We start from the raw sequence: 12,455 nt of genomic DNA on the forward strand, positions 1-12,455 counted from the left end.
CAGCATGGCCAGGTTCTTCATCTTCCGGCCGGTGTTCGCTATCGTCACCGCCATTGTCCTGACGCTGGCCGGGATCATCGCCGGCATCAGCTTGCCGATTGCCCAGTATCCACAGATCACCCTGCCGACCATCCGCGTCAGCGCCGTCTATCCGGGCGCCAGCGCCGAAATCGTCGAGCAGGCGCTTGCCCAGCCCATCGAGGAGCAGGTCAACGGCATCGAAGGCATGCTCTACATGAGCTCCAGCTCGGCAGGCAACGGCGGCTATAACCTCGATATCACCTTCGGACTCGACAGCGATGCCGACATCGCCGCCGTGCAGGTCCAGAACCGTGCTTCGCAGGCAAACGCCCGCCTGCCTTCGGAAGCGATCAGCGCCGGCATCACCACCAAGAAACAGACCCCCGACGTCCTGATGTACTTGGCTCTGGTTTCGCCGAAAGGTACTTACGACGAACTGTTCCTGGCCAACTACGCCACGATCAACGTTGTCGAAGCCATCAAGCGGGTCAAAGGTGTCGGCAACGTCAGCCTGTTCGGCGCCGAATTCGGCATGCGTATCTGGCTGAAGCCGGACCGGATGGCCAGCCTCGGCATTACGCCGACCGATGTGCATCGAGCCATCCAGGAGCAGAATGCCCAGGCACCGGCCGGCCAGGTCGGACAGATGCCTGCCCCGAAAACCCAGCAATTCCAGTACGGTGTGGAAGTTCGCGGTCGCTTGTCGGAAGTGAGTGAATTCGAGGAGATTATCGTCCGCGCCAAGCCGGATGGTTCCTTCATCCGTGTCCGCGATGTCGCCCGCGTCGAACTGGGCGCCAAGGAATACGTCTTCCAGTCGCGCCTGAACGGCCAACCGGCGGCGGCCTTTTCGATCAACCTGACGCCGGATGCCAGCGCCATCGAGACCGCCGACCTGATCAACGCCGAGTTGAAGCGTCTGGCCACGGCCTTCCCGGCCGACATGAACTACGACGTGGTACTCGATAACACGGTCTTCGTCAAAGCCTCGCTCAACGAGGTCAAGAACACCTTCATCGAAGCGCTGATCCTCGTGCTGGTCGTCGTTTTCATCTTCCTGCAGAACTGGCGGGCGACGATCATTCCGATGCTCGCCGTGCCCGTATCGCTGGTTGCCACCTTCGCCGCCTTTACCGTACTCGGCTTCACCATCAACACCCTGACCCTATTCGGCATGGTACTGGCCATCGGTATCGTGGTCGATGATGCCATCGTGGTTGTCGAAGCGGTCGAACATCACATGGAACATAGCGGCCTGAATGCCCGCGATGCCACCCTGAAGGCGATGGAAGAAGTCTCCGGCCCGGTGGTTGCCATGGCGCTGATCCTGTGCGCGGTCTTCGTACCAGTCGCCTTCCTCGGGGGCATTTCCGGCGTGATGTACAAGCAGTTCGCCATCACGATTGCCGTGTCCACGGCCCTTTCCGGTTTCGTCGCCCTGTCGCTGACCCCTGCCTTGTGCGCCACGATGCTGAAACCGAAGGACAAGACTGCGGCCAACCGTGGCTTCTTCGGTGCCTTCAACCGGGTCTTCGACCGCCTGACCGATGGCTATGAGCGCAAGGTACAGATGATGATCCGGCGCAGCTTGCTCTCGTTGGCCATGCTTGGCATCCTGATCTTCGTCGCGGTCGGCCTGATGAATCGTGTTCCCGGCGGTTTCGTGCCCTCGGAAGACCAGGGTTATTTCCTCGGCAGCGTGCAGCTCCCCGCCGCCGCTTCGCTCAACCGAACCCTGGCCGTGACCGAAAAAGTCGATGACATTCTCAAGAGCTACGATGCCGTCGACAAGCGCCTGATCATCAATGGCTACAACATCCTGAACGGCGCCCCGCAGTCGGACAGCGCCCTGTTCGTCACCACTCTGAAGCCTTGGTCTGAACGTGCCACGGATTCGCTGAAGACCGTCCTGCTCGGCACCTACCAGCAGGGTGGCAAATTGCCGGAAGCCGTAGTTCTGGGATTCAACCCACCGCCGATTCCCGGCCTGGGCGCAACAGGAGGATTCTCTTTCAAGCTGCAGGATCGCTCCGGTGGCACACCGCAGGAACTGGCCAAAGTCGCCGATGACTTCATGGCTGCCGCCCGACAGCGGCCCGAAATTGCCAGCATCTACTCCAAGTTCAATCCGCGTACGCCGGCCTTCCGGCTGGCGGTCGACCGGGAGAAAGCCAAGAAACTGGGCGTACCGGTATCCGACATCACCAACGCCTTACAGACCTTCCTCGGCGGCTTGAATGTCAACGACTTCAGCCGTTTCGGCCGTACCTACAAGGTCACCATGCAGGCCGAGCCGGAATACCGCAGCGATATCCAGGGTATCGGGCTGTTCCACGTGCGCAATGGCGACAACCAGATGATCCCCTTGTCGACCTTCGTGACGCCAATGCCGACCAGCGCCCCGACCGTGCTCGAACGCTACAACCTGTACCGCACGGCCGAGCTCGGTGGTAATCCGGGCGCCGGCTTTAGTTCCAGCGAAGCCATCCAGGCCATGGAGGAAATCGCCGCAACCGCCCTGCCGCCCGGCTACGGTTTCGAGTGGTCAGGTATCAGCCGCCAGGAAAAGGAATCAGCCGGCAAGGCGCCCATCGTCTTCGCGATGGCCATCGTTTTCGTCTTCCTGTTCCTCGCCGCCCTGTACGAAAGCTGGGCGATCCCCTTCGCCGTCCTGCTCGCCGTGCCGCTTGGTGTATTTGGCGCCATGCTCGGCCTGTGGCTAACCGGGCTGACGAACAACATCTATGCCCAGATCGGCCTGGTCCTGCTCATCGGCCTGGCAGCGAAAAACGCTATCCTGATCGTCGAATTCGCCAAGATGAAGCGTGAGCAAGGCGAAGATGCAGTGACCGCCGCTGTCGGCGCGGCGAAGCTGCGTCTTCGCCCGATCCTGATGACCTCCTTCGCGTTCATCCTTGGCGTGGTGCCGCTGATCATATCCGCCGGGGCCGGCGCCGCAGCGCGTGTATCGATGGGTATCACCGTCTTTGGCGGCATGCTGGCGGCAACGCTGCTCGCCATCTTCATGGTGCCGGTGCTCTTCGTGGCCGTCGACCGCATCGTCGCGCGCTTTGCGAAAAAGCCTGCCGGCCAACAGGAGACACAGGCATGATCCGCCGTACCCCCATTGCCGCCATGCTGGCCTGCCTGTTCGTGACCGGCTGCGCCCTTGGCCCGGACTACCAGCGTCCTGCCATCGACTTGCCTGAAGTTCACAGCGGCAGTTCCGCCCGGGCTACCGGCGAAACCTCTTCCCTGGCCAAGCAGAATTGGCGCGATGTGTTCACCGACCCGGCCCTCAAGGCCTTGATCGACGAAGCGCTCACGGCCGGGCCGGATGCGCTGCTGGCAGCGGCCAGGCTGCGCGAAGCGGAGGCCCTGGCCGGCGTCAGCCGAGCACCGCTATTGCCACAAGCCTCTCTCTCGCTGAATACCTCGCCCACCGTGCGCCAGCCCGGCGAACGCTTCACCGCCAGCTATCTCGGCGGGGCCGGCATTTCCTGGGAAATCGACCTGTGGGGACGCTATCGCCGCGCCAGCGAGGCAGCCCAGGCCGAACTGCTGGCGAGTGACGAAGCCCGCCATGGCATGCAGGCTTCGTTGATCGCCAGCGTCGCCCGCTATTATTTCCAACTCGCCACGCTGCATGAGACGCTGACCGTGACCGAGCGCAGCGCCAAAAACCAGGCGGAAGTCCTGCGACTGATCAAGCGCCTCTCTGCCGCCGGCATTTCCTCAGCCGCCGAAGAACGCCAGCAGGAAAGCGCCCTGGCGACCACGGAAGCCAGCCTGCCGCCCCTGCGCCGGCAGATCGCCGAAACCGAGAATGCACTGGCCATACTGCTCGGTCGAGCCCCCGGCGCGCTGCGCCTGGAGTCGCCGCCACAACTGGCGCTACCGGGTTTTATCCCGCCCGGCTTGCCCTCCTCTCTACTGGAACAGCGACCGGACATCCGCCAGGCGGAAGCACGTCTGATGGCAGCCAACGCACGTGTTGGCGAAGCGAGAGCCCTGTTCTTCCCCAGCCTGTCGCTGACCGCAATCTTTGGCGGAGTCAGTACCAGCCTGGCCGATGTCGTACATGGCCGAGCACCCGCCGTCGCTTCCGTCGGCCCCAATCTGCTCCAACCCCTGTTCGCTGGCGGCCAGATCTACTTCAACAAGCAGGCCGCCGAAGCCCGGCTGGAGCAAGCAGTAATCAGCTACCGCAAAACCATCCTGAATGCGCTGGGCGAAGTCGCCAATGGCTTGGTCGCCTACGAAACCGGCAACGACCTGATGGATATCCAGGCGCGCCGTGTCGCCGCTTCGCGGGAGGCGATGCGCCTCGCCGACCTGCGCTTCCGCGCCGGCACGACGAACTTCCTCGAAGTACTCGACGCGCAGCGCCAACTGCTCGCCGCCGAGACCCAGGAAGCCCAGGCCCTGCTGGAAAAACGGCTAGCGCTGGTCAACGTCTACCTGGCCCTGGGAGGCGGCTGGTAAGCCACTCGCTGAGCAAACCATGAGTGCCATCCAGACCATCGCCTCGATCCGCTGGATGTTGTTGCGCAGGCTACTGGCAGTCTGGCTCGTCGTATCGCTAGTAGCCGCCGGCATGACCTACTACCTCGAAGTATCCCGCTTCGAGGAGGGTCTGGTTGCCATCGCCAGCGAGGAAGTCCGGCATCTCTCGACCTCGCCCGCTGGCGATACAGACGAAGCGCAAAGCCTGTTGGCCAACGAAACGCGGCAATTCATCAGCACCCACTACCTCTGGATCAAGGTGCATGACGATCAAGGCAAGCTGGTTCGCGAACTTGCCAACCCGACATTCGAGAAACTGACCGATCAACTCCAGCCCAGCATTCAGGCAATGGCACGGGATGGCCGACGCCATTTCGAGAAACTGCAGATTGGCGAGCAACCGGTCATTCGAATTCTGGTGACAGTGCCTGCGCCGGAAGGAAAACTGTTCCTGGAGGGTGCATTTCTTCTCGACCGCCTGACCTTGCAGCAGCAACGTGCAAAAACTTGGCGCACCATCGGTTTCGTTCTGCTCTCCAGCCTGCTGACCGCCCTTGCCCTGTACCCGGTGGTACTGCTCCTTTACCGTTCGCTGATCAAGGCATCGAAAGAAATCCTGCGCGGCAACCTCGAAATCGCCGCGGTGCTGGGCAGTGCCATCGCCAAGCGGGATTCCGATACCGGCGAGCACAATTACCGAGTCACCCTGTATGCGATTCATCTGGCGAAAGCTGTAGAAGCCCCGACTGAGGCTATGCGCGGCCTGATCATCGGCTCCTTCCTGCACGATGTGGGCAAGATCGGCATCCCCGATGCGATCCTGCTGAAGCCAGGCAGACTGGATGATCAGGAATTTGCCGAAATGCGGGAGCATGTCCGCCTGGGCCTTGAAATCGTCGCCGATTCGCATTGGCTCAAGATTGCCCGCGACATCATTGGCCATCATCACGAAAAATATGACGGCAGCGGCTATCCAAAGGGCTTGCGGGGCGATGAAATTCCTTTCGCAGCACGCATTTTCGCCATCGTCGATGTGTTCGATGCCTTGACCTCACGCCGCCCGTACAAGGAGGCGCTGACCGCCCAGCAAGCCCTGGAAATTCAGGGAGAAGGTGCGGGCAGCCATTTCGACCCCAGCCTGCTGGAACAATTTAGGCGCATCGCTAGCCAGCTACATTCGGAAATCCACGACAAAAACGAGGCCGAGCTTCGTGAATCGCTGACTGGCCTGCTGCCCCGTTACTTCCTGAAACTCAACTGATTGGTGCCATGGAACAGGATCTCGTCACTCGTGCAAGGCAATACGCCGTCGAATTCCATGAGCGTATCGACCAACGGCGCAAGTACTCCGGACAACCGTACGAAGCCCACTTGAAAGCGGTCGCCGATATCGTTGCTGGCGTGTCCGACGACCCGGCCACCCTGGCGGCAGCCTGGCTCCACGATGTCGTCGAAGACACCCCCGCCACCATAGAAGATGTGGCCCACGAATTTGGCACTGATATTGCAGAATTGGTCGACGCGCTGACCGATGTCAGCCGTCCCTCCGACGGTAACCGAAAGGAACGCCGGGCAATCGACTGCGCACATCTGGCCAGCGCGCCGCCCCGCGCCCAGACCGTCAAATTGGCCGATCTGATCGACAACTGCGACGACATCTGTCGGGCTGACCCACGTTTTGGCATGGTGTTTCTCCAGGAAGCGAATGATCTCGTCGGCGTCTTGAAGGCAGGCGATCCCCGCTTGATCGAGCGGGTGAAAAAACTGATCGGGTACTGGAGCAAAAAACTCGCTGGAGAATCAACAGACTTCGAAAATTCCGGCAATCACCAGACAGGGCCTCACCAACGTCAAATTCTGAGCGTGATACTGAACCGCTTCGAAGCCAGGGATCTCGGACGCCCATTGGACAAGCGCAAAACCTGGAAGCCTTCACAAGTCGTCAAAGGTAACGCCTCCTTCATCGACATCGTCAATGTGCTGACCCGCCATCAAAACTGCATTGTCGAAAGAGATGACGATGCACCGCTGCTGGTCACGCGTGATGATTTCAGCAGCCCCCTAGCCCGCATGTGGCTGTTCGGTATCCTGACCTCAATCGAAATGGACATGAAATGGCACATCCGGCGAACGATGGATGCGGAGCAATGGGCCAACGGACTATCCGACGGAAGACTCCGGATGCTCAGCCAATTGATGGAAGTGCGGAGCCGCCGAAATCAGCCGTGCGACCTCCTCGACTGCCTGCAACTAAGCGATCTGCTATCGCTGATCATTCACCAGGCAGGCCATCCCGGCGCCCTGGGGTTCAAGTCACGAAGAAGCGTAAAACGGGCTTTTGGCGATATCGAGACCTTGCGTAACTACATTGCCCACAGCCAGGAAATCGGTGATCCGCTTTGGCCCAGCATTGCTCGTTTGGCGCGCCACTTCTGGACCAACAGCGAATCATCGGGCAGCAACAATGAAATTGAGGATTGCCAAGGTAGAGAGGCGATTTAGCCTCCACTGTGCTATCACTTTGAAATGAGCATGGCTACCGATGCTCGTTTCAAGCTGACCCAAATTGGGCAACTCAAGGTTTGGAATCCAAATTCAAACACCGAGAATACGTATTTATCGAATAGAGCCAGTCAGCCGTTCCGGCAACCTTCTGTGTTCACACTTTCATTTCTCGAATGATTACTCTCGATGGCTACGGCACACTGGTTGCCGCTTCTTTTGTACTACTCGTTGGCCGCAGGCTATTACATGGGATTAAATTCTTACGTGCTTACTCGATTCCTGAACCCGTCGCCGGCGGTTTGATTGCGGCGCTCGGGCTATATGCCAGTAAATTATTATTTAACTTTGAGGTGCGCTTCGACACTGCGCTGAACACTCCATTAATGCTGGCCTTTTTTGCCAGCATCGGACTTAACGCGAACCTTGCTAGCCTGAAACGAGGTGGACGGCCTCTTTTGCTACTGTTTGCTGTTGTTATTGCTTTCCTCATCACGCAAAATTTTGTGGGCGTAACTCTGGCGCATCTGCTTGGCTTTCCATCGCAGATTGGTCTTCTAGCTGGTTCAATATCTCTTTCCGGCGGTCATGGCACTGGGGCTGCTTGGGGAAGCGTTTTCAGCGAAAAATATGGCCTTACGTCCGCTCCTGAAGTAGCTATCGCCTGCGCCACTTTCGGACTGATACTTGGCGGTCTAATCGGAGGCCCAGTGGCAAGCTACCTGGCCCATAAAATCAAAGATCAGGCACCTCATCTGACCACAGAACAATTAGGAGCATTTGAAGCTCCTGGTACCACTCGCCTAATCACTGCGCCAGCAATGATCGAAGCATTAGCCTTGTTTGCAGTCTGCCTGCTGATAGGTAACGAAATTTCGCGTGCGCTTAAGGGTAGTTCGCTTGAATTACCTGCTTTTGTCTGCGTGTTGTTTGTCGGCGTCATATTGCGCAATATTCTGTCGAAATTTGGCGGTTACGAAGTCTTCGAACGCTGTAATTCCGTACTTGGAAACGTTTCGCTAGCCTTGTTCTTGGCAATGGCCCTAATGTCGCTGCGGCTTTGGGAACTGACTTCGCTTGCACTACCGATGTTTATTCTCCTCGGCGCTCAGACTTTGCTAATGGTGGCTTGGGCAATTTTCATCACTTTCCGTGTGATGGGTGCAAACCACGACGCCATAGTCATTGCTGCTGGCCACTGTGGGTTCGGTCTCGGAGCCACCCCGACTGCCATCGCAAACATGCAAGCGGTGTCTGAACAACGTGGCCATTCTCAGCTTGCATTTCTGATCGTTCCGATGGTGGGTGCTTTTTTTATTGACATTGCCAATGCCGTTGTGATCAAACTATTTCTCTTTGCGCTTACATAAAAGTAAAGAGATGTCGTTGCAACATTACGCCCGAGAAATTTTGATCGCTAGATTTTTTCCGTATTCGGTTTCAGTTTTGGTGTTTTCGTAGCGATCCCGTACAGGATGGTGTCCGAATTATTGTGCAACCCGGTCGTTGGCTAGCTCAAGGCAAAAAAATCTGCTTGGCCAACCTCCTGTCCATTAGTCGAGCCAAGAAACCGCTCATCTTTGGAACCTGCTGTTGGACTGCCGAGGTGGTCAATGGTCGGATTGGGCACGCAGCACTCATTAGCGAATATTGGAAGCAGCCATTCGAGCACACTCCAAATCCTACGACTGCTGACCAGCCCATTGCCGCCGTTGGTGGCGCAGCACCCCACTGACCGCTGTGGCCGACAACCGGCCGGTTCAACTCATCAATTTTTTAACGGATTCCAGCATTCACCTAAAGGCAAAGGATCAATAGCCCGAAAGCCCGAGTCAAAATCAAGAAAAAGAAAAACGCATGCTAAAAAGCAGACCTCCCCGGAGATATCACTCCAGGAAAGCCCGTCTCTCAAGCCTAAGAAGATTTCTCAGAGTTCGTCATAGCAACCCTCTCCCCCAACCGCTCAACCAGTGACGAAGGATTCACGAACGAAGAGCTCGAAACTTCAAGATTGTCAGCGACCTCCCCCGATGTAAAAAACTCCTCAACCACCGCCCCGCCCTCCTCCTCGCTCTCCTCAAATGCCCCATTACCAAATCCGAATCTAGCAACAGCATCCAGCGCGACTTGATCGAACCCGGCCAATAGCCGATCCGCCTCCTTCCGTTTCGCCTCTGCAAACATCTCATCAACGGACATCCCGCTTCTCGGGGTGATATCCACGTAAAAGATCGGCGTGCCATGGCTCTGCCGGGTCGATTTACCCCGCAGCCGTAGTTCCAGTGGCAAACAAGACAGCCGATCACCAGAAATCGCCTGGAAGTAGTGCAACCTGGCAACTAACGTCCGGATACTGTTGAATCCCGTCGTCCGGAAGATGAAACTACCCAGAGGGTCGTCATCGCCGATACTGACATTCAGGCGACCATAGGGTTTGCAGGCATTGCCCTTGGCCAGTGGACAACCATCCGGTGACGGACAGGGCAAACTCTGTATTCCATCCTCGCTTTGCCGTTTGCAGGTTTCGCCATTACCGACGCAAAGTGGCCGGCCGGTGGTACGGTCAAACAAGCTGTACTCGGCCCGGAAATTCAATGCCGGATCGTTGAACAGCAGTTGAATCGGAATGCTGCGTATCTTGCCCCCCTGCTCCTTGCGCAAGCCCTCATCGAAGGGATGCGGTAGCCAGCCATCCTTACCCTGGACCTGGCTGGTAATGGTGAATTGATCGTCCTTCTCCGGCAGTCGCTTGCCAGCCTTCTCGATGACCTTGCCAATCGAGATCCGCCCGAGAATCGGCGGGGTGATACTGAGTCCTTTCAACATTGTTGTACTCCTTCGATCAATGACCATTCCGGCCTTGCGAGGCCGGAATGGTTTTGGGGGTATGGTGAATTTCGTCAAGCGACGAGGAAACGTCGGCTGCCGGGTTTGGTGGTGGCGTAGCGTTGCTGGAATTCCGGGTAATCCTTGAGCAACTGGGTGATATCGAGTCCCATGCTGTCCTTGGCCTTCTTCCAGGTCACGGCGCCGGTTTCGAACAGGGCTTTGCTGGCGTCGCCCATGGCCTGCTGTAGCGTCTGCTTCAACTTGGCTTCAATCGCTTCGGTGTCGACGAGGGTTTGCCGTATCGACAGCCAATCGGCAAAGGTGGCTGACAGGTTCCGGTCATCACTGAAATCGACCGTCGTTCCGCTATCGCAGGGATACAGTGCCTTGAGTGCCGTATCAGCGGATTCTGAACCATCGGCCGAAGGTGGCGTATCGGTCTCGACGTAGTGCCAGAAACGCCGTTCGAGTTCGATCAATCGGCCAATCAGGAGGTCATCACGTTCAAGGCGATGAATCTCCAGATGCTGACCTCCGATCAGGACAGCCACATCGGCCGCTCGCTTGCCGGTGACGGCAAGCTGGTGCATGACCTGTAGCTGGACGTATTCGGGAACACCATCCTTCCACAACCGGGCCCCATTGATACCAGCCGTCTTGCATTCGAGGACGTGGACGTCCGGTACGCCGATGATTTCCCGGTCGATGTTGGCCAGCATCCAGTGCTTGTCGGCATCGGGATGCTGGAGGACGGCATTGATCCGCCGGACACGGTGCCCTGTTCGCTTGGTGTAGTGGGCTGCAACAATGGGTTCAAGCAGGGTTCCCCAATACAGCGGCGACTCTTCGTCGTGCGGATCGACTTTGGGCAGATTGCTATCCCGGCCCGTCTTCTCCAGCCACAGTTCGAGCGGTGATTTGTATGGATTGAGGCCGACAGCGGCAGCCGCATCGGAACTGCCGATACCTTGCTTGCGCACATCGAGCCACAACGCACGGGACAGGTTGTGGGTCTTGACCAGTTTCAGGGCCGGACGGGGCCGAGTGACCGGAAGCGGTGGTACAGGGTGACTGAGTGCCATGACATTCTCCATCAAAGGGAAAAACCCGGCCTGCACAAGCAGCGCCGGGTATCAGGGGGGTGATGAACGACAGGGGGAAGCGAATACATTAGGCCGTCAGGCCAAAGCTTTCTTTCAGGTCGGCAATGGGCTGTGCCTCGCTGTTGAGTACGACATCCGTGTGCTTGAGATAGGCGGAGAACCAGAATTCGGTGTCGGAGACATTCAGGCGATCTGCTTCGGTAACGAATTGGCTTGCCTGGCCTCCGTTAGCCTCGCCGGGATTGGCTTCGGCTGTCCGGGTGTAATGGGCACGGAAGTCGAATTTCTCGACCTTGTAGAGACCGTGCGTCTTGACCAGAGCAGACAGCCTGAGGATTTCAAGGGCGCTCTCGTCGTCGATACAGAAAGTGACGCAATCGGGAAGATCTCCGGCATCGAAGGGATGCCAGATCGGGGTACGGTAGAACTTTTCCATTTGGGAACTTGGATAGAAAAATGCCTGGTCTCCCTCTCGGGAGCCAGGCAGGGGATGGATGGAGACGACGGCTCAGGCAGCGAGGGCCAGGGCCTCCGAAAGGGCTTTTCCCTTGATCGTTGCCCCTTGTCCGAACCAAGCTGAGTCGAGACGATGATCGACACTGCGCGCCCGACGTTCGTGGTCGACGTACTGGGTGACGGCATTGAGCAAACCCCAGGCCGTGCCGTTGGCCGAGGAGAGTTCGGCGCCCCGGCCCTGGCCGCTGTACAGGGCATGCACCTGCTGCAACGCCTTCTGGTTCGGTTGATCGGCCAGCGGCAGGTTCGGATCGCCAAGCACCTTGACCAGGAAGTTCATGGCTTCAAACTTGTGGATGGGACGATCGGCCAGGCGCTTGATGTCGGTAACAAAACGATCCCAGGACGACAAGCCAAGCCCCAAGGTTTCCTTGACGGCTTGGGGATCGAAGATCGTACTATGCGGCACTTTCACCGCGCCGGTGGAATTGCCTACCGCCATCTGCAGGGTGTTGTTGCAGACTACCCGGACCGAGGTGAACTGGGCCGTGGTGCACAAGGTGCCATCGCAACTGGTGGCCAGCAGCAGATAGGCACCGACCTGATCACCACCCCGCAATTGGGTTTCCTGGCCAGTCTTGGCCAAGGCCCAGAGCTTGCGCCCTTCCTTCAGTACGCCAGCCGTTTCCAGCGTAAAGCCACCGGCTTCGGTGAGATCGCGGTAGAACTCCAGGACTTCGTTCGGCTGGACGACGTTGTAGCGCTTGGAGACGACAGACAGGTGGGCGTGGGTATCGGAGCGATACAACACCTTGGCATCCGGGTTGGATTTGACATGCAGGCCGCTGTCGCCCGCGACGTTGTAGAGAACAGGTGTTTCGTGGATGTGCCAGTTCATGCCGGCGGCTTCCTGCCAGGTTTCCAACGTGGCTTCAGCCGGCAAGAGATTACCAAAGCCATGCCAAGGTTCGGCACCGGCATAGGCCATGGTTTGGACGAGATGGGCCATGGTGTTTCCTTTCGAATTTGGGATCAGGT

At 58.2% G+C, this 12,455-nt stretch carries 9 protein-coding genes; 5 read left to right on the plus strand and 4 right to left on the minus strand.

Annotation, left to right across the window (positions count from 1 at the left end; translation table 11 throughout):
* Positions 1-4 precede the first annotated feature (4 nt).
* From Q0P59_RS00500 to gltS, 5 genes are all read left to right on the plus strand, one after another.
* Positions 5-3,133: a multidrug efflux RND transporter permease subunit gene (locus Q0P59_RS00500; RefSeq protein WP_295002352.1), complete on the plus strand. Its 3,129-nt coding sequence runs from the start codon at positions 5-7 to the stop codon at positions 3,131-3,133.
* Positions 3,130-4,506 (plus strand): efflux transporter outer membrane subunit, encoded by a 1,377-nt coding sequence (locus tag Q0P59_RS00505; protein ID WP_295002354.1) that lies wholly within the window; start codon positions 3,130-3,132, stop codon positions 4,504-4,506. Before Q0P59_RS00500 ends, Q0P59_RS00505 begins: the two co-directional genes overlap by 4 nt.
* Positions 4,507-4,525: 19 nt before the next feature.
* Positions 4,526-5,788 (plus strand): HD-GYP domain-containing protein, encoded by a 1,263-nt coding sequence (locus tag Q0P59_RS00510; RefSeq protein WP_295002356.1) that lies wholly within the window; start codon positions 4,526-4,528, stop codon positions 5,786-5,788.
* Positions 5,789-5,796: 8 nt separating this feature from the next.
* Positions 5,797-7,029, plus strand: a complete 1,233-nt coding sequence (locus Q0P59_RS00515) for an HD domain-containing protein (RefSeq protein ID WP_295002358.1) — start codon at positions 5,797-5,799, stop codon at positions 7,027-7,029.
* Positions 7,030-7,205: 176 nt separating this feature from the next.
* Positions 7,206-8,399, plus strand: coding sequence for a sodium/glutamate symporter (gene gltS, locus Q0P59_RS00520; protein WP_295002360.1), 1,194 nt, complete (start codon positions 7,206-7,208; stop codon positions 8,397-8,399).
* Positions 8,400-8,943: 544 nt separating this feature from the next.
* On the opposite strand, the gene Q0P59_RS00525 is transcribed toward gltS, so the two are convergent.
* From Q0P59_RS00525 to Q0P59_RS00540, 4 genes are all read right to left on the minus strand, one after another.
* Complete coding sequence (locus Q0P59_RS00525; RefSeq protein ID WP_295002362.1) at positions 8,944-9,855, minus strand: hydrolase or metal-binding protein; 912 nt, start codon at positions 9,853-9,855, stop codon at positions 8,944-8,946.
* A gap of 74 nt (positions 9,856-9,929) precedes the next feature.
* Positions 9,930-10,940 carry a lambda-exonuclease family protein gene (locus Q0P59_RS00530; protein ID WP_295002364.1) on the minus strand — a complete coding sequence of 337 codons (1,011 nt, stop codon included), beginning with the start codon at positions 10,938-10,940 and terminating at the stop codon, positions 9,930-9,932.
* Positions 10,941-11,028: 88 nt separating this feature from the next.
* Positions 11,029-11,397, minus strand: a complete 369-nt coding sequence (locus tag Q0P59_RS00535; protein ID WP_295002366.1) for a hypothetical protein — start codon at positions 11,395-11,397, stop codon at positions 11,029-11,031.
* A 72-nt stretch (positions 11,398-11,469) separates the two neighbouring features.
* Positions 11,470-12,426: a DUF932 domain-containing protein gene (locus tag Q0P59_RS00540; protein ID WP_295002368.1), complete on the minus strand. Its 957-nt coding sequence runs from the start codon at positions 12,424-12,426 to the stop codon at positions 11,470-11,472.
* Positions 12,427-12,455: the final 29 nt, after the last annotated feature.

The organism is uncultured Dechloromonas sp., assembly GCF_945957265.1.
Lineage (GTDB): Bacteria > Pseudomonadota > Gammaproteobacteria > Burkholderiales > Rhodocyclaceae > Azonexus.

What these genes read in the sequence shown, in the direction of transcription:
- Q0P59_RS00500 (WP_295002352.1), top strand. Translation starts at nt 5, where the DNA reads ATGGCCAGGTTCTTCATCTTCCGGCCGGTGTTCGCTATCGTCACCGCC.
- Q0P59_RS00505 (WP_295002354.1), top strand. Translation starts at nt 3,130, where the DNA reads ATGATCCGCCGTACCCCCATTGCCGCCATGCTGGCCTGCCTGTTCGTG.
- Q0P59_RS00510 (WP_295002356.1), top strand. Translation starts at nt 4,526, where the DNA reads ATGAGTGCCATCCAGACCATCGCCTCGATCCGCTGGATGTTGTTGCGC.
- Q0P59_RS00515 (WP_295002358.1), top strand. Translation starts at nt 5,797, where the DNA reads ATGGAACAGGATCTCGTCACTCGTGCAAGGCAATACGCCGTCGAATTC.
- gltS (WP_295002360.1), top strand. Translation starts at nt 7,206, where the DNA reads ATGATTACTCTCGATGGCTACGGCACACTGGTTGCCGCTTCTTTTGTA.
- Q0P59_RS00525 (WP_295002362.1), bottom strand. Translation starts at nt 9,855, where the DNA reads ATGTTGAAAGGACTCAGTATCACCCCGCCGATTCTCGGGCGGATCTCG.
- Q0P59_RS00530 (WP_295002364.1), bottom strand. Translation starts at nt 10,940, where the DNA reads ATGGCACTCAGTCACCCTGTACCACCGCTTCCGGTCACTCGGCCCCGT.
- Q0P59_RS00535 (WP_295002366.1), bottom strand. Translation starts at nt 11,397, where the DNA reads ATGGAAAAGTTCTACCGTACCCCGATCTGGCATCCCTTCGATGCCGGA.
- Q0P59_RS00540 (WP_295002368.1), bottom strand. Translation starts at nt 12,426, where the DNA reads ATGGCCCATCTCGTCCAAACCATGGCCTATGCCGGTGCCGAACCTTGG.